Annotated in this window: 22 protein-coding genes; 10 read left to right on the top strand and 12 right to left on the bottom strand. The window is 60.5% G+C overall.

Annotated elements, in window-relative coordinates; all coding sequences use genetic code 11:
• Positions 1-44: 44 nt before the first annotated feature.
• From BSZ35_RS02920 to BSZ35_RS02885, 8 genes are all read right to left on the bottom strand, one after another.
• Positions 45-1,532, bottom strand: a complete 1,488-nt coding sequence (locus BSZ35_RS02920) for a nitronate monooxygenase (protein ID WP_105011050.1) — start codon at positions 1,530-1,532, stop codon at positions 45-47.
• 114 nt (positions 1,533-1,646) lie between these two features.
• Positions 1,647-2,792 carry a glycine oxidase ThiO gene (thiO, locus tag BSZ35_RS02915; protein WP_105011049.1) on the bottom strand — a complete coding sequence of 382 codons (1,146 nt, stop codon included), beginning with the start codon at positions 2,790-2,792 and terminating at the stop codon, positions 1,647-1,649.
• A gap of 103 nt (positions 2,793-2,895) precedes the next feature.
• Entirely contained in the window at positions 2,896-4,284 is a 1,389-nt protein-coding gene (gene hemN, locus BSZ35_RS02910) for an oxygen-independent coproporphyrinogen III oxidase (protein ID WP_105011048.1), read from the bottom strand.
• A 126-nt stretch (positions 4,285-4,410) separates the two neighbouring features.
• Positions 4,411-5,103, bottom strand: a complete 693-nt coding sequence (gene ric, locus BSZ35_RS02905) for an iron-sulfur cluster repair di-iron protein (RefSeq protein ID WP_105011047.1) — start codon at positions 5,101-5,103, stop codon at positions 4,411-4,413.
• 135 nt (positions 5,104-5,238) lie between these two features.
• A complete protein-coding gene (locus BSZ35_RS02900) occupies positions 5,239-5,655 on the bottom strand; it encodes an Rrf2 family transcriptional regulator (protein ID WP_105011046.1) in 417 nt (138 codons plus the stop codon).
• Positions 5,656-5,989: 334 nt separating this feature from the next.
• Positions 5,990-7,699 carry a cbb3-type cytochrome c oxidase subunit I gene (locus tag BSZ35_RS02895; RefSeq protein ID WP_105011045.1) on the bottom strand — a complete coding sequence of 570 codons (1,710 nt, stop codon included), beginning with the start codon at positions 7,697-7,699 and terminating at the stop codon, positions 5,990-5,992.
• Positions 7,696-8,247 carry a cytochrome C oxidase subunit II gene (locus tag BSZ35_RS02890; RefSeq protein ID WP_105011044.1) on the bottom strand — a complete coding sequence of 184 codons (552 nt, stop codon included), beginning with the start codon at positions 8,245-8,247 and terminating at the stop codon, positions 7,696-7,698. Before BSZ35_RS02890 ends, BSZ35_RS02895 begins: the two co-directional genes overlap by 4 nt.
• 342 nt (positions 8,248-8,589) lie before the next feature.
• Positions 8,590-9,234: a histidine phosphatase family protein gene (locus BSZ35_RS02885; RefSeq protein ID WP_105011043.1), complete on the bottom strand. Its 645-nt coding sequence runs from the start codon at positions 9,232-9,234 to the stop codon at positions 8,590-8,592.
• Positions 9,235-9,362: 128 nt separating this feature from the next.
• Here BSZ35_RS02885 and BSZ35_RS02880 point away from each other — a divergent pair, with 128 nt between their 5' ends.
• The 5 genes from BSZ35_RS02880 to BSZ35_RS02860 all read left to right on the top strand — a co-directional run bounded on the left by BSZ35_RS02880 (position 9,363) and on the right by BSZ35_RS02860 (position 14,751).
• The gene (locus BSZ35_RS02880) at positions 9,363-10,904 is read left to right on the top strand and encodes an endonuclease/exonuclease/phosphatase family protein (protein WP_105013695.1); all 1,542 of its coding nucleotides are present in this window, start codon (positions 9,363-9,365) and stop codon (positions 10,902-10,904) included.
• 80 nt (positions 10,905-10,984) lie between these two features.
• Positions 10,985-11,482, top strand: coding sequence for a hypothetical protein (locus tag BSZ35_RS02875; protein ID WP_105011042.1), 498 nt, complete (start codon positions 10,985-10,987; stop codon positions 11,480-11,482).
• A gap of 35 nt (positions 11,483-11,517) precedes the next feature.
• Positions 11,518-12,387, top strand: a complete 870-nt coding sequence (pheA, locus tag BSZ35_RS02870; RefSeq protein ID WP_105011041.1) for a prephenate dehydratase — start codon at positions 11,518-11,520, stop codon at positions 12,385-12,387.
• A 119-nt stretch (positions 12,388-12,506) separates the two neighbouring features.
• Positions 12,507-13,382, top strand: a complete 876-nt coding sequence (locus BSZ35_RS02865) for a permease-like cell division protein FtsX (RefSeq protein WP_105011040.1) — start codon at positions 12,507-12,509, stop codon at positions 13,380-13,382.
• Positions 13,383-13,710: 328 nt separating this feature from the next.
• Positions 13,711-14,751, top strand: coding sequence for a DUF4097 family beta strand repeat-containing protein (locus BSZ35_RS02860; protein WP_105013694.1), 1,041 nt, complete (start codon positions 13,711-13,713; stop codon positions 14,749-14,751).
• A gap of 21 nt (positions 14,752-14,772) precedes the next feature.
• Here BSZ35_RS02860 and BSZ35_RS02855 read toward each other — a convergent pair whose 3' ends face one another.
• Entirely contained in the window at positions 14,773-16,098 is a 1,326-nt protein-coding gene (locus BSZ35_RS02855; protein ID WP_105011039.1) for an SGNH/GDSL hydrolase family protein, read from the bottom strand.
• A gap of 6 nt (positions 16,099-16,104) precedes the next feature.
• Complete coding sequence (locus BSZ35_RS02850; RefSeq protein ID WP_105011038.1) at positions 16,105-17,538, bottom strand: outer membrane protein transport protein; 1,434 nt, start codon at positions 17,536-17,538, stop codon at positions 16,105-16,107.
• 329 nt (positions 17,539-17,867) lie between these two features.
• Between BSZ35_RS02850 and BSZ35_RS02845 the strand changes: the two genes are divergently transcribed.
• The gene (locus BSZ35_RS02845) at positions 17,868-18,650 is read left to right on the top strand and encodes a DUF4397 domain-containing protein (protein ID WP_181149157.1); all 783 of its coding nucleotides are present in this window, start codon (positions 17,868-17,870) and stop codon (positions 18,648-18,650) included.
• 93 nt (positions 18,651-18,743) lie between these two features.
• Here BSZ35_RS02845 and BSZ35_RS02840 read toward each other — a convergent pair whose 3' ends face one another.
• The gene (locus BSZ35_RS02840) at positions 18,744-19,058 is read right to left on the bottom strand and encodes a hypothetical protein (RefSeq protein ID WP_105011036.1); all 315 of its coding nucleotides are present in this window, start codon (positions 19,056-19,058) and stop codon (positions 18,744-18,746) included.
• 143 nt (positions 19,059-19,201) lie between these two features.
• On the opposite strand from BSZ35_RS02840, the gene BSZ35_RS02835 reads away from it, so the two are divergent.
• From BSZ35_RS02835 to BSZ35_RS02820, 4 genes are all read left to right on the top strand, one after another.
• Positions 19,202-20,212 (top strand): D-alanine--D-alanine ligase, encoded by a 1,011-nt coding sequence (locus BSZ35_RS02835; RefSeq protein ID WP_105011035.1) that lies wholly within the window; start codon positions 19,202-19,204, stop codon positions 20,210-20,212.
• 182 nt (positions 20,213-20,394) lie between these two features.
• Complete coding sequence (locus BSZ35_RS02830) at positions 20,395-20,727, top strand: iron-sulfur cluster assembly accessory protein (RefSeq protein WP_105011034.1); 333 nt, start codon at positions 20,395-20,397, stop codon at positions 20,725-20,727.
• 202 nt (positions 20,728-20,929) lie between these two features.
• Entirely contained in the window at positions 20,930-22,081 is a 1,152-nt protein-coding gene (locus tag BSZ35_RS02825) for an alkene reductase (protein WP_105011033.1), read from the top strand.
• Between the two features lie 91 nt (positions 22,082-22,172).
• Positions 22,173-22,943 (top strand): pirin family protein, encoded by a 771-nt coding sequence (locus BSZ35_RS02820; protein ID WP_105011032.1) that lies wholly within the window; start codon positions 22,173-22,175, stop codon positions 22,941-22,943.
• A gap of 68 nt (positions 22,944-23,011) precedes the next feature.
• On the opposite strand, the gene BSZ35_RS02815 is transcribed toward BSZ35_RS02820, so the two are convergent.
• On the bottom strand, positions 23,012-24,307 hold the full coding sequence (locus BSZ35_RS02815; RefSeq protein WP_105011031.1) for a putative sugar nucleotidyl transferase: 1,296 nt from the start codon (positions 24,305-24,307) through the stop codon (positions 23,012-23,014).
• Between the last annotated feature and the right edge of the window lie 335 nt (positions 24,308-24,642).

Here is a 24,642-nt window from a genome sequence, read left to right as displayed (position 1 = left end):
CAGTTGCGGAGACGCAATAGGGACGGCAGAATGTTTCCCCGTGGTCACGACACCTTCGCCGAGGCCGTTCCAACGGTGTCGTATAGAGTCGGCCGATTGCCGTACAGGTAATCGAGCACGTCGTCGGCGTCGTACTGCGGTGTTTCTACTGAGCCCAGCGGGAGATTGAGAAGGGCATCGCCGCCGGTGTAAAGGGGGAGCTCGGTGTAATCGTTGCGGTACTGAGGAAGTCCGATGTTCGCCATAAGGGCATTGCAGAGACAACTCCGGCCGTCTGTGTCGGCTTCATCGCCCCCTTTTCGCAGGTAGTCGTCCACCGGTTCGGCCGGGCAACGGCCCAGGAGGCGCCCTTTTTCGTCAACGTAGGGGGTCCTTAGGTACCCGAGATCGCAGATGCGCGACCGCTGCTGGGCCCGATCCTCCTCGGCGAGTGTGCCCGAGAGGGTGAGCACCTTGAAGGGAAAGCCCGTGGGGGACACCCGTCCGTCCGTGCGTACGGTGACATTTCCGGAATGGAGGCCGCGAATGAGCTTCCGCGTCATATCGTCGGGATAGCCCGATTCGTCGGTAAGGGAAAAAAGAGATCCGACCTGGATTCCGGTAGCACCCACGTCGTGGGCAAACTGGAGGCCCTCCGGGGAGCCGTATCCGCCTGCCAGGTAGAAAGGCTTGCCCAGGCCGCGGATGCGATCGAGGTCCGCCACATCTTTCTCGTCGTAGATGGGGGTGTCGTCGTCCTCGTATTGCTTGTTGCGAGGGGGAGCGTTGTGTCCCCCGGCGACCGGCCCCTCTACCACCCAGCCGTCGATGTGCTCGTCCGGCAGCTTGGCATCCATGATCCGGGCCAAGGCATCCGACGAGATGATAGGGAAAAAGGAGGGACGATCCAGAGAAGGCGGAGCGTCTAAGAGGTCGGCAGGATCAAGATCGTAGGTATACGGCCCGTCGGGATCGTCGAGCTGAGTGGTATCCACATCCAGTCGTAGCTGTGCCGGCTCTCCCGCCGCCAGCTTCGGAATTTGCTTCGCTTCGTCGAGAGGAATGCCCGCCCCAATGAAGGCAAGGTCCACGCCTGCGAGCATGGCGCCGTAGAGGCAGGGAAGCGAGTACCGCTTAAGCTCAGCCATCAAGTTCAGGCCCACGAGGCCGTCGTGCCCCTCGCATGCCATGCGTACCTCGGTGTACGTGGCTGCGGCCAGGATACGCTGCGACTTCACCTTAGGGTTGAACTGGTGGATGGGGAGGAGGTCGTACGGCTCTTGCTCGTCCCGCCCCTGGGGCCGGTAGAAGCGGTCGAGCAGATGATCAACAATGTCCTCATCCGGATACGTGCGAAGCACATGGCGCCGGTCATTTGGATCGCCGTCCTGCAGCTCACGGATGATCACCGAATCGATGGCGGTGCCGGACACGACGCCGATCTCGCCGCGCTGGGCCACGTGCCGGGCCAGGCGCCAGGAGGAGACGCCGATGCCCATGCCGCCCTGGATGATGGAAGGAAGAGAAGAGGGATCGAGAGTGTCGCGGGACATATGGATTGGGGCTTGAACTGAACAGTAAATGGGTCCGCTGGGGCGTCCTGGCGGGACGCCTGTACGGAAGAGCTTTTCGAGGGGACGTCATGACCGAGACCCCATCGCGCTGGGTCAGGCGGTTGGGGCCGCGCCGGCGAAGCGGGTGGGGAGGAAAGGCTCCAGCCAGTCGGAGACGGTTCCGGACTCGACGTACGTCGTGATTTCCTGAGCGGTAACGGGGGTAAGCAAGATGCCGTGTCGATAATGGCCCGTGGCATAGACCACGCCGGGGGCACCAGAGGGGCCGAGGAGGGGAGCATTGTCGCGGGTGCCAGGGCGAAGGCCGACGTCGAGATTCTGGACCGTGAGTTCTCGAATTCCGGGCACGAGCTCCAAAGCTCCTTCCAAAAGGTGGTAGAGTCCACCGCCCGTCACGGATTTCTCGAAGCCCTTCTCCTCACTTGTCGCTCCTACGAGGAGACGGTCGTCTGCCTTCGGGACCAGGTAGGCGTCCGGCCCGCGAACGACGTGCTGGAGGTCGAAGGTCGGACGGCTCACCAGCTCGATGATTTGGCCTTTGACGGGACGAACGGGGGGACGAACCGCATCGTCCAGTCCGTCGATTTGACGCGACCATGCTCCGGCCGCGATGATGACCTGTCGTCCCTCGATTCTTTCTCCCGCGGCCGTCCGGAGGGCAGGGGAGTGAGCATCCGGCTCTACTGCCTCAATGCGCGTGGGGGAGTGGAGGGCCCCGCCCTGCTGCTCGATGCCCGTGACCAGTGCGCGCACGAGGGCCCGATTGTCGACCTGCGCATCGTCGGTATACACGGCTCCGGCCACGTGAGGAGCGAGAAAGGGCTCCCGGTCGCGTGCCTCAGCGCCTGTCAGGCGGTCCACGTCGGCGCCAATGTTCTGTTGGTAGCGGTAGACGCGCTCCATTGCGGCGGCACTATCCTCATCGGGGGCCACAGTGAGCGTGCCCTCCGTACGAAAGCCCAGGTCGATTCCGGTTGCATCCTCCAGCGTCTCCACAAACGACGGCCAGCGCCGCAGGCTTTCGTGATTCAACCGGTACAGCTCCGGTTCCTCAAACTGCAGTTCGGCGTCGGGCGTGAGCATGCCGCCCGCCTTCCACGTAGCCCCGCGGCCCGGCTCCCCACGATCGAAGATCTCCACCGGCGTTCCGGCGCGTGCTAATTCCCAGCCAATGGAGAGGCCGATGGTGCCGGCGCCGACGATAAGAACCGGATTTTCAGCGTCTGAGGAGGGGGGCATTGAGGAAAAAAGTGCTATGGACGAGAGTAGATCGTACGTATTTCGAATTCCGTATTTCGTGCTCCGACACGGTTTAGCCTGCGCTCCACGAAATACGCAATCGTCAAACGGTTTGCGCGTGGACGGGCTGCTCCTCGTCGGTTCTCCAGTAGGCATCGAAGGCCATCGCAATGTTGCGGATGAGAAGTCGGCCTTCTGGGCGCACGTGAATGGCCTCGGGGGTAAGCGTCACGAGCCCGTCTCCCTCCATTGGTTTCAGCCATTCAAGAGCCGAGGCGAATCGACGATCGAAGTCAACCGCAAAGCGTTCTTCAATGTCGGCCTTTTGCAGGTGGAAGTGACACATAAGCTGCATGATTACGTGTCGGCGCAGTCGGTCCTCGGAAGTGAGCCGGTATCCCCGGTAGGTTCCGAGGCGGTCGCTCTCGATCCGATCGTAGTACGCCGGAAAGGCCTTCACATTTTGTGCGTAGGCTCCGCTCAGTTGACTGATGCCGGAGATGCCCAGCGCCAGAATTTCGGCGCCGGCACGCGTGGAGTAGCCCTGAAAGTTGCGGTGGAGGGTGCCCTCGTCCTGCGCCACCGACAGCGGATCATCGGGGCGCGCGAAGTGGTCCATGCCGATAAATCGGTAGGCGCGCCCATTTTGGCTTCCGGTGAGGCGCTCCAGAGCCCGTTCGAAGAGACGCAACTTTTCGTCGGGCGACGGCAGCGCCTCCTGATCGATGACTCGCTGGTGGTTTTTGATGGACGGGACGTGAGCATAGCTGTAGACGGCGATGCGGTCCGGCGCCAGACGCTGCGTCACGTCGAGCGTGCGGTCGAAACGGTCGAGCGTCTGATGAGGGAGTCCGTAGATGAGATCGACATTTACTCCGTTATAGTCGTACTCCCGTGCCCACCCCACGGCCTCTTCAACCATCGCGATCGGTTGTACCCGGTTGATGGCCTCTTGCACCTCTCGGTTCACGTCCTGCACCCCGAAGCTGACTCGGTTGAAGCCCACCGAGGCGGCCGCTGCCATGCGCTCCGCCGTTACTGTTCGTGGGTCCGCTTCCAGACTGATCTCCGCGTCTGACGCAAACGAAAATCGATGCCGGAGATGTGCGCCGAGGTCCCGGATTTGGTCGGGGGACAGATACGTGGGGGTGCCGCCTCCCCAGTGCATTTGCACGACGGGACGAGACGTGTCCACCGCGGCCGCCAATTGGTCAATCTCTTGCTTGAGGGCCGTAAGGTACGTTTCGATCGTCTCCGGATTCTGTGTCACCTTCATGTGACAGCCGCAGTAGTAGCACAGCGACTGACAAAAGGGAAGGTGCAGGTACAGGGAGAGTGGCGTGTTCGAGGAGGCCTCTGAGAGGTCCCGGCGGAAGGCCTCCGTGCCGTACTCGTCGGTGAAGTGCGGGGCTGTCGGGTAGCTCGTGTACCGCGGGCCCGGTTGGTTGTAGCGGCGGATGAGGTCGAGATCAATTGAAAGGTCCGTCTGCATGGAACCGGCGGTTGATGAGTGCGGCGATGGACATCCAGGCTCAAGAACAAGAGCCCGCGGCGGCCCTTCAGTGGGGCGAGGTCGGGGCGCGGTGTGGAGGAGATCCCGACGTGGGGGCGCATTCGATCACGCCAGAGCGCGGGCGCGAGGGAAGAGGATGTTGTTTTCCTTGTGGACGTGTTGGTGCATATCCGTTTCCAGTTCGTCGAGCCCGTCCAGTGCGGCCCGGAATTTTGGGCACGCCCCCGCGGGAGGGGTAAACCCGTTCGTGAGGTCGCGAAGACGCTCCAGAGCCGTTCCGGCATCATCGTGTTCACGAATCATCTTGTCGATCCCATTCTCATCCAGGCCGGTTTCGGGAGCATCCCCATCTGTCGTCAGGGCGCGGATGGAGGGAAAGACCCGTTCCTCCTCGCTCATCATGTGCGTCTCGAGATCCAGCTTGAGCGTCTGAAAAACCTCCAGCGTTGGGTCCAGCCAGGGCACCTCGGTCCCATGTGCCTGCACCACCCGAGAGAGCAACTGCTCCAGTCGGGGCAACTCGCTCCGTAGATAGTCGTGGTGCGTCTCGACGATATGGTCCATCAGGGAGCCAAGAGATGCTTTGGTCCAGTCCTTTGAGGGGGAGGTCCCAGACTGCACGGTGGCATTCAACATGCGGACCACAGTCTCAGGGTCGAGGTCATTTTTCCGACAGGCCTCGGCCAGAGAGTGGTCGCCCCCGCAACAGTAATCGATGCCTAATTCTTCGAAAATGCGGGCACGACCCGGCTGGTCGGTCACGAGTTCGGCAACAGGGGTGTCAGCGGAAAGGGACATAATGGCGTTCAGGGGTCTACGTGCAGTGTCGAGCGGTTTGGGGAGGCGTCCTCTGATGCAAGGAGGATCGTGGAGCCGAATTACGTTTAGAAGAGTGTTTTATATTCTTTTATTCCAAAAAAGAAAAATGCCCTGTTAATCGAAGGCCGCAAGTCGGACCTCAGGCAGTTCAGCGAGGGTCGTGTTCTGAAACATGTTTTCCACGCGATCCCGCTCGTCCGCCCACTGCTCGTGGAGAGGGCAGGGTTCTGCCTCGCCACATCCGGGAAGGCCCAGCACACATTCTTCGAACAGATCATCGCCGTCAATCGCGACGACAATCTCGTAGAGGGTGATCTCCTCAGCGGGGAGAGTGAGGGCAACGCCCCCGTTCGGCCCTCGACGAGAGTCAAGGAGACCGGCGTCGTTGAGCTTCTGGAAGATCTTTGTGAGGAACGGGAACGAAATGTCCAACTCCTCACTGATCGTGCCAATTGACACGTATCCCTCCTGCTCCAGAGAAGCAAGGTAAAGCGACGCCCGGAGTCCGTATTCGCAGCTTTTGGAGAGCATATGGTGGAATCGCCATTTATTTCGTACCTCTCTGTCCTAATTACTATTGGAGCAGGAGTTCCCGGCTCATGAATGGAGTCTCATCCCGCGAAGGTTGCGATAAGCGAGTGCACGACGCCAGCCACGGACAGTACGAACAGAAAGCCAATCAGCAGCATGGCAGGGAGGAAGCCTGGGTCTTCAGAGGCATCTGGTTTTTTCATTGGAAAGAGGCTCCGGATTTATGAAGGGAATGCCTTGTCGAGCTTGAAGCCGTGAATGGAGACCCGGGATTCGTGAGACGCGAACTGCGAAGAGAGATTCCGACCGTTTCCGCTTCACGAATCCCGCAGAACTACAATCCGAATTCCCACAGGTGGGCGAGCCACATCCAGTCGAGCCCATACAGGGCCCCGAGGACCAGGAGGAAGAAGCCCGTGAGGGCCGCGGTGCCCCGCATCGAAATGGCATGCGTGGGCTGGTCGGTTTCCGGGAGGGTCGAATAATTCGGCAGCATGTCGGCGGGGGAGAGTTCTTCGCCGAAGAGGAGAGACCCAACGGCCACGATTACAAAAGCAGCGCCGGCCAGGATGGCGAGAATTGCCATAATTCCCATTGCTGCGAGGAGGGGAGAGGCCGCGGCGAAGCTAAAGTCCGTGCCGGGGATGCTGGTCGTAGAGGGGTGTCGGCGGGGAAGACCGTAGACGATGCCAACCGACATCATGGCCATCACCGCTATGCTCATGGCGCCAGCATAGAAAAACGGTTGCGCGCGGGCCAGTCCCTTCGCGATCCAGTCGCGGCGGAACAGCAGCTTGATGCCGTAGAACAGGAAGCCCATGAAGGCAAGTGTGGTGCCAACCGCCACAGTGCCGTGAAAGTGGCCGGGCACAGCCAACGTATTGTGGCGCAGCGTATTGAGCTGCATTTGTCCCATAAGGACGCCGGTGGTACCGCCCAGAAATCCGAACAGAATGATGCTGAACGCAGTGGCGGAAAAACCGGGGTCGGACCACGGAGCGCTTTTCAGCCAGCCGAACCAGCCATCGCCCAGCCCCTTCTTCCGGCGGCCGACCTCCAGCCCGGCGGGCAGGGCAAAGGCATGAATTAAACTTGCCAGGACCGCGCCGTAGGTGGCGTACGAGCAGTTCCACATGCGCCACTGCGACGAGACGGCGGGATCGGAGAGCAGGTGATGCGCCGCCCCCATGTTGATGAAGAAGACGTAGAGGATGAACGCCGTGCGCGACACCTTCTCACTTACGACTTCGGCTCCCCCCGCCACGTACGTCATGAAGTACCAGATCGTGATCATCGCCACGAGGTTGATCTGCTGCGTGCCGTGGCCGATGGTCCAGTACATCTGTCGGTACCAGGCGGCGTCAATGTGCTCTACCCAGCCGATGCGCCAAAAGAAGGTGGGCACGTAGGTAATGAGACCCCCAATCAGCGACTCCAGCGCGATGATGGAGGTCATGAATGCACCAAAGGTGACCAACGGCAGGGTTTTGTGGGGATGCGTGCTTTTTTCCTGCCAGATGGCGACGAAGAAGGGAAGGGCTGCGACAATGGTCCCGAGGATGAAGAGAATGGCCCCGACGTAGAAGAGAGGGTGCGACTTCAGGGGGGCATAGGAGGTGAGCAGCGGCTGATAGTTGGGGGGCGTACTGATCCAGATGGAGTAGAGAATGAGGCCGGCGGATCCGACCATGAGCCCCCAGCCCGCTTTGGCGAGGTGGGGAACCGGTAGGCGACGGCCCAGCACCATCGGCCCGCCCACGTACAGGATCCCGATTTCCATGAACACCATCCAGAAGATGAGCAGGCTCCACGCGTGGATACTGAGCCACTTATAGAACGCCGGGGCGGAAAGCACGCCCACGGCCTCCCAGCGCGTCAGGGCGACAAAAAGCGCCGCAATCCCGCCGAGGACCATCGACAGGACGGCAGAAAGGACGAACAGCTTCGTGGGCCGCTCCGCCGACCGGTGGACATTGAGGCCTGTAACGGAGCACGTCCGGAAGCCCTGTTCGTCGTACGGGTTACTGAGCAGTGCGAGGTTCATGACGAATCACCCTCCACCACGATGATTTTGTTTTGCATGACGCGGTGTCCAAGCCCGCAGAATTCGTTACAGATGAGGCGGTAGGTGCCCGGCTCGTCGAAGGTCATCGGAATGACCCACTCGTACCCGGGGAGAATCTGTAGGTTGAACTGTCGGATGAGGTCCTCCTGATCGCGCACCGAGAAGCCGTGCTGCACGTCGTAGCTTCCGAGGTGGACCTGGTACTCTTTCCCGGCTTCCAGCACGACGGGAAGGCCGTCCCATCCCCACTGATAGGCTGCCACGTAGACATCCGTACCCGCAGGACGGAGTCCCTGCTCTGTGTCGACGGCCTGGTCGGTAAAGCTGGACACTTTCTGGCGATACGCTTCGGCGCTCACGCGGTAGGTATGGCCCGTCGGATTCTGCTCTCCAAGATGGGACCATCCCACCATCCAGCCGAAGAGGATGAGGGCCGTCAAGAGACAGATCCAGAGCCACGTCTTTTCGGTGTCCGCAACCGGATGATTCCACCAGTGTCCCGTGGGCGGTTCGATTGGTGAAGCCATGTCAACCACCTCCAGGGAGTGTGAGAAGGTCGATGACGCCCCAAATCACGTAGGATAATACCCAAAACACGATCGCAGTCCCCGCGATCAGCCAAATACTATCGTACAGCCGTTGGGGCCAGGGAGGAGGATCGGAATCCTGATCGGACGAGGAGTCGGGCACGTCGGATCACCTCCGATGAAGATGAGCCACGAGTCTATCGAAGTGAGGAGCACCGTGTAAATACAAATGCGAGAGGATATACAGGGGACAGAATAAAAGTTTTCGGAGTATTTTGTATTTAATTTTTTCTTCAATATTGTTGGGGGTAGGTAGGACTGGTTCCATTCCGGATCGGAGCGTCAGGCCAGTCGGCGAGAGGCTCGGGCCCCGTTTTCGAGGTGGCGGGTGTCGTTCCGGGTGCGGAGGGTCCATCCGTCCTCCTGGCGGACGACCTGGGTAAGGCTCGCGAGCGGACAGCCCGGATTGGGGAGGTCTGAACGTACTAGGCCGTGCAAGATGCCCTGGACGGTAATGCCGTGGCCGACGAGTAGGAGCGTTTCTTCAGGGAACGTTTCTGTCAGGCACTGTCCCGTAGCGCCGAGGCGGCCCAGTGCTTCATGTTTCGATTCTGGATAGCTCGGGGTGCGACACGGTGTGTGATGAGGGGACAGGCGATCGAAGCGGCGAGCCAAGGCCGGAAACGGGAGTGTGCTCGGCGGGGCGTCGAACCAGTCATCGTTATGCCATTCCCCGAGGCCAGGCTCAATAAAGACCGGCTCGTCGACGGCTTCAGCGGCATAGTGGGCCGTTTCGACCGTTCGGAGGAAGGGGGAGGCGACGATGCGGTCCACGTCGAGATCGTTGATCCGACGGGCCAACTGCTGGGCCTGCTCAACCCCGTCCGTCGAAAGGCCGGGATCGTGCGGGCGGTCGGCGGTGTCAGCCCAGTTGGGATCGGCAAAGTCTTGTCGGTTGGCGTGGCGGGCAATCCAGACGGTTTGCATGCGAGAGGCGGCTCGTTATTGAAACGTCAAGTCGGGACGAAAGGACCGCTGGGGGTGAACAAGGATCCGTCAATTGAATTTATCGACCCGGTTCTCGTTGCATGTTTGGCTTTTACCCCCCGTCCCTTATGGTATCACGTGTCGCACCGGTCCTTTGCATCTTTATATTTGCGCTAGCCCTGGGGTGTAGCGGCATGGGCGAGACGAGTGACCCGCCCAACTCCACGGACGACTCGGCGGCTGTCGAGTCGGGAACGGTTGATGGGTACGTAGCGCAGCCGGCTCGCATCTACATTGATGGGAGCGGGACCGACTGGAAGACGCTGTCGGTACGGCACGAGGAGGTGGGGGATGGGGAGGGACTGGACGTTGAGCGCCTGTGGACGGCCCACACCGAGCAGCATCTTTTCCTGCGTGTCGAACTTGGGCAGGCCATCAACCTGCAGGAGGGCAACAGTCTGACTCTCTTTGTGGATGCTGACAACGACCCCTCTACGGGCACCGGGACGTTCGGGGCGGAACTGGAGTGGGCCTTTGGGGAACGGGAGGGCACCGTGCGGGGGCAAACCGTGGGGCACGCCGAAATTGGGCTCCATTCACTGCCAACGGTTACATCCGACATTTTTGAGGTTGCGATTGACCGGTCGGCAGTACAGGCCGACGACAGTCTCCGGATTGCGTTGTCCAGCGACGGCGATCGCCTGCCGGATGGAAGTGGAGGGCTTGGCTACGTGCTTACGGAGGCGTCGACGGAGTTGGAGGCACCGGGCATTGACGCGCCTACGACGGCAGATCTGCGCATCTTTTCCCAAAACTCCGTAAACAACTTTGACGAAGAGCGGAGCGCCATTTTTGCCGAGGAGCGCCAACCGAGCTACCGGCGGATGATTCAAGCAGTCGCGCCGGATGTGATCGCCTTCCAGGAAATCTATTCTCAGACGGCAGCCGAAACGGAAGAGGTCGTGGAAGGGACGTTCGGCCGGGCTGAGAAGTGGGAGTGGGCGAAGGAGGGACAGGACCTTGTGCTTGGCAGCCGCTATCCGATTGTCGATACGCACACGATTCCGGGTTATGAGGAGTACGAGAGTGGGGCGTTTTTGCTCGACGCAACGGAGGCGCTGGGACGCCGACTGATTGTCGTAAACATGCACCCGCCCTGCTGCAACTACGACGCCAACGACGAGCATCCGGCCCGCAACGTGCAACGGCAGCGGGTCGTGGATGGCGTCGTGGCCTTTATCCGAAAGGTGAAGAGTGGAAAAGGGCCTTTCGATGTAGCGGCCAAGACCCCAATCGCCGTGGTGGGAGACATGAACTTCGTGGGCGACGCGCAACAGCCCAAAACCCTGCAGACGGGCGACATCGTGCACAATGAGGACTTCGGCTCGTCGGAGGCGCCGGATTGGGACGGCACCGCCCTTCTCGATACTAGGCCTCGGCAAACCGGTGCGCCGATGCATACCACCTGGGAATCAACCGGCAGCTCGTTTCCGCCAGGCCGTCTCGACTATGCGTTCGTTACCGACAGCGTCCTCGACGTGGTGCACGAGTTTGTTCTGAACACCGCTACTCTCTCTGACGAGCAGCTGAACCGACACGACCTCCGCTCGGGGGATACCGCCACGGCCTCTGATCATTTTCCGGTCGTTGTTGATGTGGCTGCGAAGTAGAGCGGAACGTGGGGAGGTTCGGTTCGTGGGAGTGCGCAGTTGTTCGAAGAAGTGCCATTATTTCGGGATCTACAGTCGCGATGAATGTCCGACTCTTCCTCGTCTTTGCGATTCCTATCCTTCTTTTGGGGGGCGCTGTGGGCGGCTGCACACATGGAGAAACGGACGCCGTCGCGGAGACCGTAGACGCGTCGGAGCACGCGGAGTTGGCGCTGCACATGTCTCGTCTCCAGCGCTGGACGCACAAGACGACTCTTGCGATGGACGCCCAAAATGCCACGCTGGCGGGATTCTATCTTCACGAGATGGAGGAGTCCATCGAGACTATTCAGGACGAGGCGCCGACCTACGAAGGCCATGCCGTCGCAGAGCTGACGGAGAAAATGTTGGTGCCGAGTGTGGAGGCGCTGGAAAGGGCGCTGGAAAACCGAGATTGGACGGCTGTGGACGGAGCCCTGAGTGACCTGGAGCGTGCCTGCAATCAGTGCCACACGGCCACGGAGCACGGGTTCGTGAAGGTGGACCTCGAAGACGTGCCGAATCCCTACGCTCAGGACTTCTCACCGGACAACCCATAGCCGGATTTCTTTTCCTCAATCGACTGGATACCAGCATGGGACTCCGCGTTGCGTTTCAGGGGGAGCCGGGTGCGTTTAGCGAAGAGGCCGTCGAACGTGTCTTTGAGGATCCGGAGACGGTTCCGTCCACGGCGTTCGAAGATGTGTTTGAAGCAGTGGAGCGAGGAGACGTGGATCGAGGGGTAGTACCGATTGAGAATGCTGTTTTCGGCAGCGTGCGCGTAAACTATGACCATCTTCGGACCCATGCGGTCACGATCGTGGGAGAGCTCCAGCTCCGCATCCGGCATCATCTGATGGGAGTGGAGGGCGCGGCCATCGAGACGCTGGACACTATTCGGTCCCACGCACAGGCCCTTGGGCAGTGTCGCACGTGGCTTCGCTCGTACGTGCCGCACGCCACGACGGAGGCCACGCCGGACACAGCGGGGGCTGCCCGCGCCGTCGCGGCGGCCGGGGACCCGTCCGTTGCCGCGATTGCCTCCCGGCGTGCCGCGAATCAGTACGGGCTCACCGTCCTGGCCGACGGACTGGAGGATGACGTGCAGAACTTTACCCGCTTCCTCATCCTTGCCCCGGAGAACGGCGACGTCTCTCCGATCGGCTCCGGCCCTCAGAAAACCTCCGTTGCGTTCGTCCTACAGGACAATGTGCCGGGGGCGCTCTTCAAAAGTCTCGCTGTTTTCGCCCTTCGTGAGCTCGATCTTCTCAAGATTGAAAGTCGTCCGCTGGTCGGGCGGCCCGGCCGGTATCGGTTTTACGTAGATGTGGATGGGGCGGCCTACGACGAAGCGGTGTCCCGCGCGTTCGACCACCTACGCGAGATTACAATGGAGCTACAGGTGTTGGGCTCCTATCCACACGGGGCTACGTACGGGGGGACGTTGGAGACCGGCGAGGAGTAGGGCGAGTCGGGCGCAGGGGGGCACATGGACCGTGACCGGGGCAATTTCCCATTCTGGGACTGCCTTCCTATCTTGCGCAGAGTCCTCTCCTGCACCGTTTTCTGAGCGCTAGTCTCTTCATGTTCCCGTACTTCATACGCGAGGGATTTGCCAACTTCGGGCGCGCCAAGTTTGCGGCGTTTGCGTCCACGAGCGCCATTACAGTGGCCCTCGTTCTGATTGGAATCTTCGCGGTGGTGGGGTATGAGGCGCAGGTTGTGTCCACGATGCTCCGCGAGCAGGCGGGGGAGATGGAAGTGTTTGTGGACGGGCAGGCCGGAATGGAGGAGCAGGAGGCGCTCCATGCCCGCATCCAGACGTTGCCGGGCGTGGCCGGAACGGAGTTCGTCTCCCACGAGGAGGCGGCGGAGGTTTTCCGGCGCGAGTTTGGAGAAGAGGCATCCTTATTTGAGGACCCGACCTTTCTTCCGGCGTCGGTTCGCATCACGGTGGCTCCGCCCTACGCTACGCCAGACAGCATGTCGAGCATGGCGGCCCGTATTGAGAACTTCCGGCACGTTGACGAGGTGGTCTTCAACCGGGATCTTCTCGTGCAGGTGGCGCAGAACCGTCGTCTCATCAGCGCCATTGGCTTTGCGCTGGGAATTATCGTGGTCATGGCATCGGTCTTTCTGGTTGCCAACACGATTCGTCTCACGATCTACGCGCGTCGGCTCTTAATCCGCACCATGAAGCTGGTCGGGGCCACCGATCGCTTCGTCCGGCGGCCCTTTTTGGTCGAGGGCGTTCTGCAGGGAATCTTGGGCGGCGGTATTGCGGCGGGGGTCGTGTGGGGACTCTACCGTCTCTTTCTCCAGCAGATGGATCAGGGGCCGGTCCCCTTCTACTTAGAGGTGTCGCTGATCGGAGGCCTCGTTACGGCAGGGGTCCTCCTCGGTTGGGTCGGGTCCTACTTTGCGGCCCGTCGCTTCATTCAAAACATTGAATTGCACTGAGAGCCTGCTTTGGTTGTCCCTATCGCGAGGACGACCCGAGGGTTACGATTCAGAGCCAAAGGACAAGAGGCGAGCATTGTCCTTTGGAACCCTTGGAATGATGAACGTGTCGCAGGAGGCATCTCGCGACCGTAGCTCGGTCTGATCCGATTCAGTGCACATCGATTCCCGGAATCTGGGCTCAGGTGGGGCTTCTTTCATTCTCTTCTCTTTCGGCTGAGACGTACAAATCGAAGACGGGACGTCGATTGCAGGACAACGACCAGCGAGAACTGGTTCGGTGCGATCGTACCTGTCATCCATTCTCTTCCGCAACACTCTTCACGCCATGATTTCGTATTGTCGTTTGTTCGTATTCCCGCTTCTTGCCACGACGCTTATGCTGGGGGCCTGTCAGCAGCCCAGTACGTCCGATGTAGATCACACCGACGAGGGCGTGCTCCGGCTCGGCACCGTCGCAGTGGTCGACACCGTCTCGCGAGCCGTAGCGCCCAACGATCGGCCGCTCGTCATTGATGGTTTTCGGGGAAGCGTGGATTTGAAGGGAAGCGACGGATCCACCGCAGAGCTTCAGTTTGTGCGCCAGGGACGGGGGCAGAGTCGAGAGGCTGCACGGGGGGTGCTGGACGACGTTACGATCACGGAGTCCGGTAGCGAGCAGTCGTACAGCTACACGTTGGAGACGGACGGGGGAGCGTACGCGGCGGTGGACGTGCTGGGCACAGTCCCGCGCACCGCCGATCTACGTGTTGAGCAGTCCAAAGGCCCGGTGTCCCTTTCGGGTGTGCAAGGGGCACTTACCGTCGCTCACGACCACGGTCCGGTCACGATCCAAGGGGCCTCGGCGTCGGTAGACGTGAAGGTGAAAAACGGAGATCTACAGGTTGATCTCCAGTCGTTGCCGTCCGACGCCACCATCGCCCTGCGGACTGCCAACGGCGACGTTACGCTGGGCGTCCCCCCGACTGCCTCCGCGCAGTTTGAGGTCCAGACCAACGTGGGGGTGATTCAGACAAAGGGGCTCTCCCTTGCGGAGGAGCGGTTCATGCCACGCGATGCCGGCGGGCAGTATACGGCACGGATGGGAACCGGGGACGCGTCCATTGAGGTGCAGGTCCAAAACGGATCGATTTTGGTGCAGAGCACCAGCGTTCCGGAGAGGGAGCGACCTGTGCGGGTGGACACGGCCGCTACCGAATCAGTGCCGGCGGATTCTGTGTCCGGTGGATCTACCACACCCGCCCCGAATGCAGCTGGCAGTTCTGCTTCAGGAGACACACTGAGCGGTACAGGGTCCGGTCCCAGTGTGCCCCAAGATACCATACCGTCATCCTCGACCCCAACGCCCGATACAGGAGCGGGTCGGTAGAAGGGAGACGAGGCTTTAATTTTATCCTGCCTCCAGCAGCGACGCAATCTCGTCCGGAATGGAGATCTGGTCGAGACTGACGTCCTCGTATCGACTATTCAGTTGTTGGATCACGAGATGAGCAACCACGCGGTGGGTAGAGCTTGAAGGATGCACCCCGTCCTCACTGAAGTACTGACCGAACGTTGGTGGACTCTCCGATGGATTCTGGAGATTTGGGGGATTAGGGAATTTGGGCACGAGGTCATTGCTTGGATCCGCATCCGCTGCGTTTGCGCCGTACAGGGCCGCGAGGGCAGGGTTGACGTCAACGTAAGCCCAGCCGTTATCGCTGGCCAAAGCGGAGAGTGCTGAGTTATACGCCTGAACGCGACTCGAGATTGTGCGCTGCTCGGCGGGGGTGAGGAGCGGGGCCGGAGCACTGCTCGGCCCGCAGTCGAGCTGTACAGCAGTGCCTTGGAGGGCAGTCGTGAATAGCGTACCGATTCCGTACTGAAAGGGAATTCGGGTGGTGGCCCCTGAGCCGCTACAAGTGCCCTCTACGGAGAAACCGCCCCAGGTGAGATCGGGGTTTTGACTGGCGACGCTGTTCCCAATTTGGTTAATTTGCGATTCTGCCTGGGCGTAGGCTTGTCCAGGAGAGAGGTGCGGAATGTAGGTGGGATTGGCGACGCCGATAAGAACGCCTCGTTCCGCACCGGCATTTGAGAGACTGTCGACGACCCGGGTGATCTGAGACTCGAATGCGGCGATGGGGGTCAGGCGATCAGGATTTCCGGACAGAGCGGCCCTGAGCGCATCATTGTTGCCAAGCCAAACCGAGGCGAATGTCGGATCGACTTGTGTGGCGGCCTCTACCTGCGTTCGACCGCCGAGAATGAAGGTCGTAAGTTCATTTGGCGAGGAGGCTTCCGAACCGTTGTTCAGGGCGTCAATCACTTTCGCGCCCGGAACAGCAACGTTGTTGAGCGCCGTCGGGATGGGACTGGACCGAAGACCACAGCGGGAAGAAGAGTCGCCACCAATGCCATCCAGTGCCGAAAGAATGATGTTGTCGACTGGGGGAGGACAGCCCGGCGCGTTCAAACGAGGAATCTCAAAGCGGGTGTTCATCCGGCCCGCCAGGAGATTCGCGTAGGACGCCTGCTGCGTTGAGTCAACAATACCGTTCGACTGGAAGCCAGCAGTAATGCTATTTCCAAGGGCCACGTACCGGGCAAATGTGTCACTGGTGGCCTCAGAAGCAACCAGTGATTCGTCGCTACAACTCGTTAGCAAAGGGAGGAATCCCGCGAGGACGAGGATGCCCAGTAGGCCAGGACGAAAGGGAAGAAAACGGAGAGTCATAGCAGCTTAGAGGTAAATCGTGAGAGTCGTCCCGATGAGGTGGGCGTGGAAGGAGTACAGTCCGCTGTTAAGGTCCTCGACCGATGGGTTTTTCTCCCCAGGTCGAGGGCCGCGAACCCGTCCCCGACGATCGTTTTGGCCAAGGTACTGGTAGGAGACATTCAGTTCCATTTGGTCAAGGGCACGCCATCCGAGTCCTGCGGTAATGTGATTGCGGTTGGCTTCCGGCAAAAGGGGCGTCACCGTCCGATCCGGAGCTGCAGCTTGGTTGAAAAGGTACCCGCCCCGGAGGGTCAGAGCCGACGTTAGGTCGTAGGAGCCCCCAATCCGGACTGCATGCGTGTTTTCGTAGCCCTCATCTCGGGACTGGTCGAGCGCGTCCCGCTCAAAGTCCAGCGGAATGGTATCAAAAGCAGACCATCCCGTCCATTGGTAGTCGGCCTGAAGGAGGAGACGGTCCGTCACGTCAAATGCGATGCCCGCCACGAGCTGAGCGGGCATCGTCAGCTCTGTCTCAATCGACTGATTCACGAGAGGACCGTCTACAAAGGAGGCCTCAAGAAGAAAGTCCAACGCGATTGGGCTTCCGGTGATTGGATTATTGGAGGGAAGCTGGAGCCCAGTCGGAACGGGACTGAAGCTGGCGTCTCCTTCATACTCAAACTTGATAGGGGAGAGGTAGCGAGAACCGAACCGGATTCGGTCTGTTACCTCCACCATGATTCCCACGTGGCCCCCGAAGCCAAGTGCATCCCCCTCCAGCCCTGCGTCGGCGAATGCCGTGTGAAAGGGAATTCCGAGATTCCCAAAAGTCGTGCCCTCCGGAACAGCATCCGATGGCACCGTCTGGGCGGATACGTCAAGTCGCTGGTTTAGCTCTACGCGGCTAATGCCGAGAATCGGGCCCCCTCCAATCTGAATGCGGTCAGTCAGCTCGTAGGCGACCGTCGGCTGAATATAGATCGACTGCAAGCTGTTTTCGTATCCCTCGAATGCGCCATCCCAGTTGGTCGGCCACACGGTTTCGAGACCATAGGGGACGTATACGCCCAGCCCGACCGCGAGGTCAGGAGAGGAACGCCATGTCCCGTAGAGGTGAGGGACGAAAATCGGATCGTTCTGGAGTTCAGTTTCTCTGCCGGTATAATCGGCCGTAAAACTGCCTTGGGCAGCGATGGCCGTGGCGCCCCCGCTCACCGTGATGCCATCGGTTTCAAGTAGACCGGCCGGATTGAAGAAAATGGAGGAGCCGTCTCCGCACGGCGACGCTACGGCAGCGCCTGCCTGGGCCATTGTGCACGTTCCTTGTTCGTACACACTGAATCCCTGACCGGAGGCCGGTGAGGAGAGCAAAAGGCAAAACAACGCCGGTACGACCACACCGAGAGCGACGCGCCCATAGGGCTTCAAACTGATGGTCTGGAACGGATGGCACCACATGAGTCTAAAATGTTGAGCGAAGTGGAAGAGACTCCAGCACCGACTGATGAACGGCTCCCGAGGGTGGAAGCGGTTTCAAGAGGTGGGCATTGGACCTGAATATCATACCTAAGGTGGCCAAAAATTGCAATAGGGGTCTCACAAGGTTCGAGACTCACGTTTTGGGAAAGGCGGGGACTGTCTGACTTGGAACGGGCTGTACCATGCATGACGGCTCCAACCCTGGAGCTTCATTGTATTCTTCGCTTAACAGTGTTAACATCAGTCGACTACAACAAAACGGGAGTGGAAGCGATCTCACCTTTTTCTTTAGAAAAAACCCTGATATCATGAGACAGGTACTTACCATCGCGCTTTGTCTGGTATTTGCTGTTGGCTTTGCCGGCTGCGATAGCAATGGCGGCGGCGAAGGACCGACGGCGGAGGTTCGGTTTATGCATGCTTCCCCGGGAGCAGGAGACGTATCGGTCGTCGTCGGAGGAGAGACGATTCTTAGTGGGGTCTCGTTTAGTGGGAATATTGTTAGCCCCACCGTGTCGGATTACGAAGAGATCTCCGTTGGTACGGATACCGAGATCGAAGTTCAGGACGCCTCCGGTGCTCCCGTGCTTTCGACGACCGCAGGAGCCGCCAATCTTGAGGAAGACAACCAGTATACGATCATTGTCGCCGGTACCCCATCGGCAGAAAGCGCTCCTCGGGCCATTGCGCTTCGAGATCAGTTTCGGGACGATCTGGGAGACAGCCAGATTGGACTGCGCCTCGTCCATGGGGCTGCAATGCCGGGAGCCGTCGACATTTATCTCAATGCGCCGGGGACGGATCTGACGCAGCAGGACCTCATCACCGAAGACTTCCAGTTTGGAGAAGATTTCCCGGGTGAGTTTGCTGGGCAGTTTGCACCTCAGGCGCTTTCGGACAACGGAAGTGTGCTCGTGGTAACACCTGCAGGACAGACAACTCGTGTTTTGGAGTTGCCGGTCGGAACAGGGTCGGAGGGTAGCCTAGAGGTACAGCCAGGTATGCATTTGACAGGAGTGGCGATTGATGCTCCTGGATCAGACAACCAACCTGCTGGAGCGCTTATCCACATTGACGCTCCTGGGATGTAACGCTAAAAGTGCCATTGTGCAGAGTTGAAGGGCCGGCCTCCTTGTGGGGCGGGCCCTTTTCTATGGAAAAAGGGCGTTTAGAGAGGGAGGCGCTTAATTCTCAAAGGGATCTGCGCCGTTGTCCTCGACGACCTCTTCTGCTTCTTCGATTACCTGCTCGACCACTTCTTCCGATTCGTCCCCGATCTCTTCCAGGGCCGCTACGGCCGCCGCGGGCGTCGCCCGGTCCGGGTCCCGTCGCTCCAGAATCACAAGCGCGGCATGAGTGGGGGCCGCGGCGGACGTGTCGGCTCCGCCCATAGCACAGACCTCTGCCACTGTCCAGCCGCGTTCCAGTTCAATGTTGAGCTCTTCGAGCCCATCGTGTCCCTCAGGCCCGGTACGAACAATGACAGCCTTCTGGGTCATGGAGCCATACACGGTTCCTCAGCGGAGTACGATGCCTTGCCTGAACGACGTGATCGGTGGTTTGTTGGCGATCTACCGCGGGCAATCGTTCTGTGCGGACGGACGACGCTGCATTTTGCTCTTCCAACGAACCGCGGACTCTTATGCGCATTGGCCTCATCTACGACACTTTCGACGCGTACCCGTGGGCCGACGACGATCCCCCCGATGCTGATGCCGAGTATGAGCCGGAAGAAACGGTGGATGCGCTCGCAGAGACCGTTCGGTATATGGGACACACTCCGGTGCGGGTGGGGACGGCATTCGATCTCCGCGAAACGCTTCACGATGGGCTCTCCCTCGACGCGGCAATCAACATTTCGGAAGGGGCGCACAGTCGAAATCGAGAGGCCTATGCCCCAATCCTGCTCGAGATGGCTGGAATTCCCTGCCTTGGGTCGGATGCTCTCACGCTCTCCGTGACGCTCGACAAGGCGTGGACGAAGGACCTCGTCTCGGCTGCCGACGTGCCCACGCCGCCCCATCGTGTGTTTAGCGATAAGACGGAGGTCGACGCGGACAATCTTCCCCCGTTTCCTCTCTTCGTCAAGCCCCGGTACGAGGGCACTTCGAAGGGCATTACGCCCCAGAGCCGGGTGGAAACGGTCGAGGCGCTTCGGACAGAGGTGGAGCGCGTCACCGCAACCTACGAGCAGGATGCTGTGGTCGAGACTTTTGTGGAAGGCGGCGGCGAGTTTACAGTGGCCGTCGTGGGACACGATCCTCCGGAGGCGCTTCCCGTGCTGCAGCGGGCGGTCGAGCCGTCCACCGGAATCGGTCTGCACGCCTTGGAGCATCGCGGCGCTCCGTCCGCCGACGCCGACTGGGACTACGACCTCGGCGGTACACTGGCCCCGGCGCTTGAAGACCGGCTCCAGACGCTCGCGCTCCGCGTCTTCGAGACGCTCGACTGTCGGGATTTTGCACGTGCCGACTTCCGCGTGGACGCCGACGGGCAGCCCTGGTTTTTGGAGGTGAATCCGCTGCCCACCTTTGCGCCAGACGACACCTTTGCTATCATCGCTGAATTGATGGGACGCGAGTATGTGGACTATCTGGCCGAAGTGTTCGAACAGGGACTCCGACGGCTGGATCTGACGGACCCCTCGTCGTGAGTGTTGGGGCCGACGCTGTCGTTCTACGCCGACCGATGAGAAGAGAGCGGCAAGCAGCGGGCCACGGTAGGAGGACCAGTGCCCCGGTCCGCTCTCTGCCCGTTCCCTAGAAACCTTCGGGCGCGGGGAGAGGTACGGATGCTACGCGTCGCTTATTGCTGTCACTGTCGCGCTTGTCTGCTATGACGATTACGATGACCGACCGAGCGGCCGCCCAGATTCGGGCGGTGGCCGCCGAGGAGAACGTTGACTTGGAGGATACGATGCTTCGCGTGGCGGTGGTGCCGGGGGGCTGTTCGGGGTTGACCTACGACCTGGGCTGGGACACGACGGTCCGGGAGGAGGACAGCGTGGAGCAGCATGAAGGGATCAGAGTGCTGCTCGATAAGAAGAGCCGGTTGTACTTGGACGGGTCGGAGCTGGACTTTACCGACGGGCTGGACGGGGACGGATTTCACTTTGCGAATCCGCAGGCCACCCGCGAGTGTGCTTGCGGCGAGTCGTTTGCGCTTTAGTATACCGTCGTTTCGCTCCGCTGAACTGATCCTGAACCGCTAAATGGAAGGGCCCTTCTGTGTTCGGGGACAGCGGCAATGGGGCAGTTGATCGTTTGGAAAATGCGGAAAAGATGCAACGCTCGACACTGTTCTGGAACGTCCGTTTCAGATTGGTGTACAGACCTGCGATCAATACGACGTATCCAAGTCCCCTCCCTCTATGGCTTCTCCGCTCTTTTCCAAGATCGATGTCGGCGCGTTGTCTCTTCCGCACCGCGTGGCGATGGCCCCCCTCACCCGCAATCGCGCCGGGGAGGGCAACGTGCCCGTCGCCCTGAACGCGACGTACTATCGCCAGCGGGCCTCCGCCGCGCTGATTGTGAGCGAGGCCACCCAGGTGGCGCCGAAGGGGCAGGGGTATCCGCGGACACCGGGCATCCATTCTGAGGCACAGGTAGAGGGATGGAAGAAGGTGACGGAGGCAGTTCACGAAGCTGGAGGGCGTATATTTCTACAGCTCTGGCACGTGGGCCGAATATCACACTCCGCGTATCACGACGGCGAGCGTCCCGTAGCCCCATCGGCCGTAGAGCCGGAGGGCCAGGTGCTTACACCCGACCTGGAGATGGTCCCGTTCGAGACCCCTCGCCCGCTGGATACAAAAGAAGTCCCACAGGTGGTGGAGCAGTACCGCCGTGGGGCGGAAAATGCCCGCCGGGCCGGGTTCGATGGAGTCGAGATTCACGGGGCCAACGGATATCTCATCGATCAATTCCTACGCTCCGGTACCAACCGCCGCACCGACCGCTACGGGGGAGGGCTAGAGAATCGGTTGCGCTTTTTGCGAGAGGTGACGGAGGCGGTTACGGGAGAATGGGCGGCGGATCGGGTGGGGCTTCGGCTCTCGCCCTTAAGTCGTGCGTACGGCATTGCCGACGAGACGCCCGAAGCGACCTTTTCGGGCGCGGCGGCCGCGGCCAACGATTTCGACCTCGCATATCTGCACCTCGTGGAACCGTCCGCCCCAAAGCCCCCCGTTGTAGGGGAGGGAGAGACGGCGACGGTCTTTGCTGCCGTGCGAGAGGCCTTTGACGGTGCCCTCGTCGCCAATGGCAATTACGATCGGGAAACGGCGACGGACGCCATTGAGCGCGGATATGCTGATCTCGTCGCCTTCGGCCGGGCCTTCCTCGCCAATCCCGACCTGCCGCGTCGCCTCCGTGACGAGCTGCCGATCAACGTGCCCGACGAAGAGACCTTTTACAACGGCGACGAGCACGGATATACGGACTACCCGACCTGGGACGAATTGCAGAATGGCGCGACCACTGAGACCCTCGACTCATTGCAGCACCTCGCCCCTCGCGGGTAGCCTGGGTTCTGTCTACGAGAGCATCGGCATCGGACGGGACATCAGGGACTTCGCCGCTTCTTTTTTTTGTTCATAGCCTGATCGTTGACCCATGCCTCCAGACTCGACGGCCGCCCAATCTCCTACCATTCGTCTTCGCCGAAGCGACGAGCGGGGCTACGAGGATGTTGGGTGGACGGACCACTGGATGACCTTTTCGTTTGCGGACTACTACGATCCGGACTGGGTCCACTTTGGCCCGCTCCGCGTGATGGTTGAAAACCACATTCAGCCCCACGAAGGCTTTGCGGCCCATCCGCACAGGGATGCAGAAATCCTGACGTATGTGTCGTCCGGCATTCTGACCCACGGGGACGATCAGGGCCACGAGGCGCACATCGGCGCGGGGGAGATGCAACTCATCAGTGCTGGAAGTGAGGGCATGGTCCACTCAGAGGAAAATGTTCACGACGAGGTAGAGCACAACTACCAGATGTGGTTCATTCCCGATCGGGCTGGAACCGATTTTGCCTACCACGAGCGCCGCTTTTCTCCGGAGGAGCGAGAGGGGGAGTTTCGGTGCTACGTGGCGCCCTACAGCGACGAGGTGGCCGGCGAGAATGGCCCAGCCCCGATTAACACCGATGCCTACGTCTACGCCGGGCTCTTTTCGGCGGGGGATCGGATACAACACGCGCTGGGGGATGGGCGCGGGGCGTGGGTTCAGGTCGTGGAGGGCCGGGTGGACGTGGACGGAGTGACGCTGCAGAGCGGGGACGGGGCCGGTCTCACGGATACCGACGCGCTCGACTTTCAGTTTGAGGCACAGAGCGAGGTGCTTCTCTTCGATGTGCACATGGATGTACCGCTCCTTTGGACCTGACGGTTGCAGGACGTACGGCAATTCGAAGGCGCTTCCAGTCCCGATGCCCGAAGAGGGGCTCCCAGCGTTCAGTGATGGGCCTCGCGCTCGGCGGCGGTTTCTTCAAACAGCGTGGAGAGCAGGGTGCGGTCTGCATCGGTTAAGGACCGGTCCCGACGGTTCATGACGTGCTCGGCGACCTCCAGTGCTTTCGAGAGGCGGTAGGTTGAGAAGCCCGCGCGGGGGCCGCCCCACGAAAAGGGCGGAAGGTATTGAGGGGGAAAGTCGCCGCCATAGAGGTTGCAATAGGTTCCCACAACCGTGCCCGTGTTGAACATCGTATTGATGGCACACTTCGAATGGTCGCCCATCAACAGACCAGCAAACCGGCGACCGGTTGGTACAAAAGCGTCCTCGGCGGGCGCGTAGGCAGAGATTTCCCCATAGTTATTCTTGAGGTTGGAGATATTCGTGTCGGCGCCCAGATTGCACCAGCGCCCGAGGTAGGAATGCCCAAGAAACCCGGGATGAGCCTTATTGGAGAGCGAGTGGATGATCGTATCGTGCACTTCGCCCCCCACCTTGCAGTAATAGCCGAACGCGGCCCCTTCGATATTGGCCCCGACCTTGATCTGAGTTTTTGGTCCAACGTAGCACGGTCCTTTAATGACGGCCTGTTCAAAGATGGTGGCCTCGTCGTCGATCACGATTGGTCCCGCCTCGGCGTTTAGAATGGCGCCGGGGCACACCGTAACCCCACGCCCGAGAGAAATACGATCGGGGTGCACGCCAATAACACTTTCGTGTACGGAGGCCTGCGGCCGCGCCGACAGCGGGGCAGTGGACGGCGCGGAGCGGGCGGCTGCGTCACGACGAAGGGCCGGACGCAGAAGGGTCAACAGGTCCCAGGGCTGCCTTATGAGTGTGGCCTCGTCGAGGGAGGTCGTTGGCAGGTCGGCAAAGGGGGCAGGGGAGAAGGGCGAGGTTGAAAGAACATTGTCGGGCAGACGGGCGGAGGCACGGGGGACCCAGGCGGCGACGAGGGTTCCGTCGTGAGTAAAGGTTCGAGCCTTCGCATTGGCCTGGGCGTGCGCGCGAATCTGTTCAACAGCCGGGCCGTTCGTCGCGACGAACCGGCCATTCACGAAAAGGACGTCGGTTTCGTGGGAAAGCGCATTGACGTGGATGGCCTCATCGTCGTACGTCTGGGCGGTGATCGGTGCGACGAGCGGACGACTGTGGAGTAGGAGGTTCTGGGCGGGAAACGCGTCGACGGTTGTGTCCAGAAGCGTCCGGAGGCCAAGACGCAGGTCGTAGACCGGTCGTGTTTCGGTGAGGGGACGGAGGTGTTGAACCCGCGCATCTTCAAAGAGACAGAGGTGCATCAGAGCAAAGAACGGTCGTGTGGTGAAGGAGAGAGGACGTGCCAATCCTTTTCCTATATCATCTCTTACGGGGGGGACCGTTCCCCAAACAACCTGAGCGCTCTCTTTCTTGAAGAGAGGGGACGGCCAAAACGACGCTCTTGACGGAGGGTGTGGGCACTCGTAAACTCCCTCGGCGATCATTCGTTAGGAGAGTCTCCCGTCTAATGCGGCCCGGCCTTCATCTTCGCTCCTTGCAACCGTCTTTTTCAGAAGGGCTCTTCAAGCGTAGAGTCACGATGCTCCCCGGGTCGGGACACGTTCTACGGGACTTCGGGACGTATTTGGTACGGTTA

Origin of the sequence: Salinibacter sp. 10B (genome assembly GCF_002954405.1) — a bacterium.
GTDB lineage: Bacteria > Bacteroidota > Rhodothermia > Rhodothermales > Salinibacteraceae > Salinibacter.
The sequence above is the reverse complement of the archived record's forward strand: the minus strand, read 5'-3'. Positions and strand labels throughout refer to the sequence as shown.

Coding starts and splice junctions, on each gene's coding strand:
- BSZ35_RS02920 (WP_105011050.1), bottom strand. CDS start 1,532: ATGTCCCGCGACACTCTCGATCCCTCTTCTCTTCCTTCCATCATCCAG.
- thiO (WP_105011049.1), bottom strand. CDS start 2,792: ATGCCCCCCTCCTCAGACGCTGAAAATCCGGTTCTTATCGTCGGCGCC.
- hemN (WP_105011048.1), bottom strand. CDS start 4,284: ATGCAGACGGACCTTTCAATTGATCTCGACCTCATCCGCCGCTACAAC.
- ric (WP_105011047.1), bottom strand. CDS start 5,103: ATGTCCCTTTCCGCTGACACCCCTGTTGCCGAACTCGTGACCGACCAG.
- BSZ35_RS02900 (WP_105011046.1), bottom strand. CDS start 5,655: ATGCTCTCCAAAAGCTGCGAATACGGACTCCGGGCGTCGCTTTACCTT.
- BSZ35_RS02895 (WP_105011045.1), bottom strand. CDS start 7,699: ATGAACCTCGCACTGCTCAGTAACCCGTACGACGAACAGGGCTTCCGG.
- BSZ35_RS02890 (WP_105011044.1), bottom strand. CDS start 8,247: ATGGCTTCACCAATCGAACCGCCCACGGGACACTGGTGGAATCATCCG.
- BSZ35_RS02885 (WP_105011043.1), bottom strand. CDS start 9,234: ATGCAAACCGTCTGGATTGCCCGCCACGCCAACCGACAAGACTTTGCC.
- BSZ35_RS02880 (WP_105013695.1), top strand. CDS start 9,363: ATGGTATCACGTGTCGCACCGGTCCTTTGCATCTTTATATTTGCGCTA.
- BSZ35_RS02875 (WP_105011042.1), top strand. CDS start 10,985: ATGAATGTCCGACTCTTCCTCGTCTTTGCGATTCCTATCCTTCTTTTG.
- pheA (WP_105011041.1), top strand. CDS start 11,518: ATGGGACTCCGCGTTGCGTTTCAGGGGGAGCCGGGTGCGTTTAGCGAA.
- BSZ35_RS02865 (WP_105011040.1), top strand. CDS start 12,507: ATGTTCCCGTACTTCATACGCGAGGGATTTGCCAACTTCGGGCGCGCC.
- BSZ35_RS02860 (WP_105013694.1), top strand. CDS start 13,711: ATGATTTCGTATTGTCGTTTGTTCGTATTCCCGCTTCTTGCCACGACG.
- BSZ35_RS02855 (WP_105011039.1), bottom strand. CDS start 16,098: ATGACTCTCCGTTTTCTTCCCTTTCGTCCTGGCCTACTGGGCATCCTC.
- BSZ35_RS02850 (WP_105011038.1), bottom strand. CDS start 17,538: ATGTGGTGCCATCCGTTCCAGACCATCAGTTTGAAGCCCTATGGGCGC.
- BSZ35_RS02845 (WP_181149157.1), top strand. CDS start 17,868: ATGAGACAGGTACTTACCATCGCGCTTTGTCTGGTATTTGCTGTTGGC.
- BSZ35_RS02840 (WP_105011036.1), bottom strand. CDS start 19,058: ATGACCCAGAAGGCTGTCATTGTTCGTACCGGGCCTGAGGGACACGAT.
- BSZ35_RS02835 (WP_105011035.1), top strand. CDS start 19,202: ATGCGCATTGGCCTCATCTACGACACTTTCGACGCGTACCCGTGGGCC.
- BSZ35_RS02830 (WP_105011034.1), top strand. CDS start 20,395: ATGACGATTACGATGACCGACCGAGCGGCCGCCCAGATTCGGGCGGTG.
- BSZ35_RS02825 (WP_105011033.1), top strand. CDS start 20,930: ATGGCTTCTCCGCTCTTTTCCAAGATCGATGTCGGCGCGTTGTCTCTT.
- BSZ35_RS02820 (WP_105011032.1), top strand. CDS start 22,173: ATGCCTCCAGACTCGACGGCCGCCCAATCTCCTACCATTCGTCTTCGC.
- BSZ35_RS02815 (WP_105011031.1), bottom strand. CDS start 24,307: ATGCACCTCTGTCTCTTTGAAGATGCGCGGGTTCAACACCTCCGTCCC.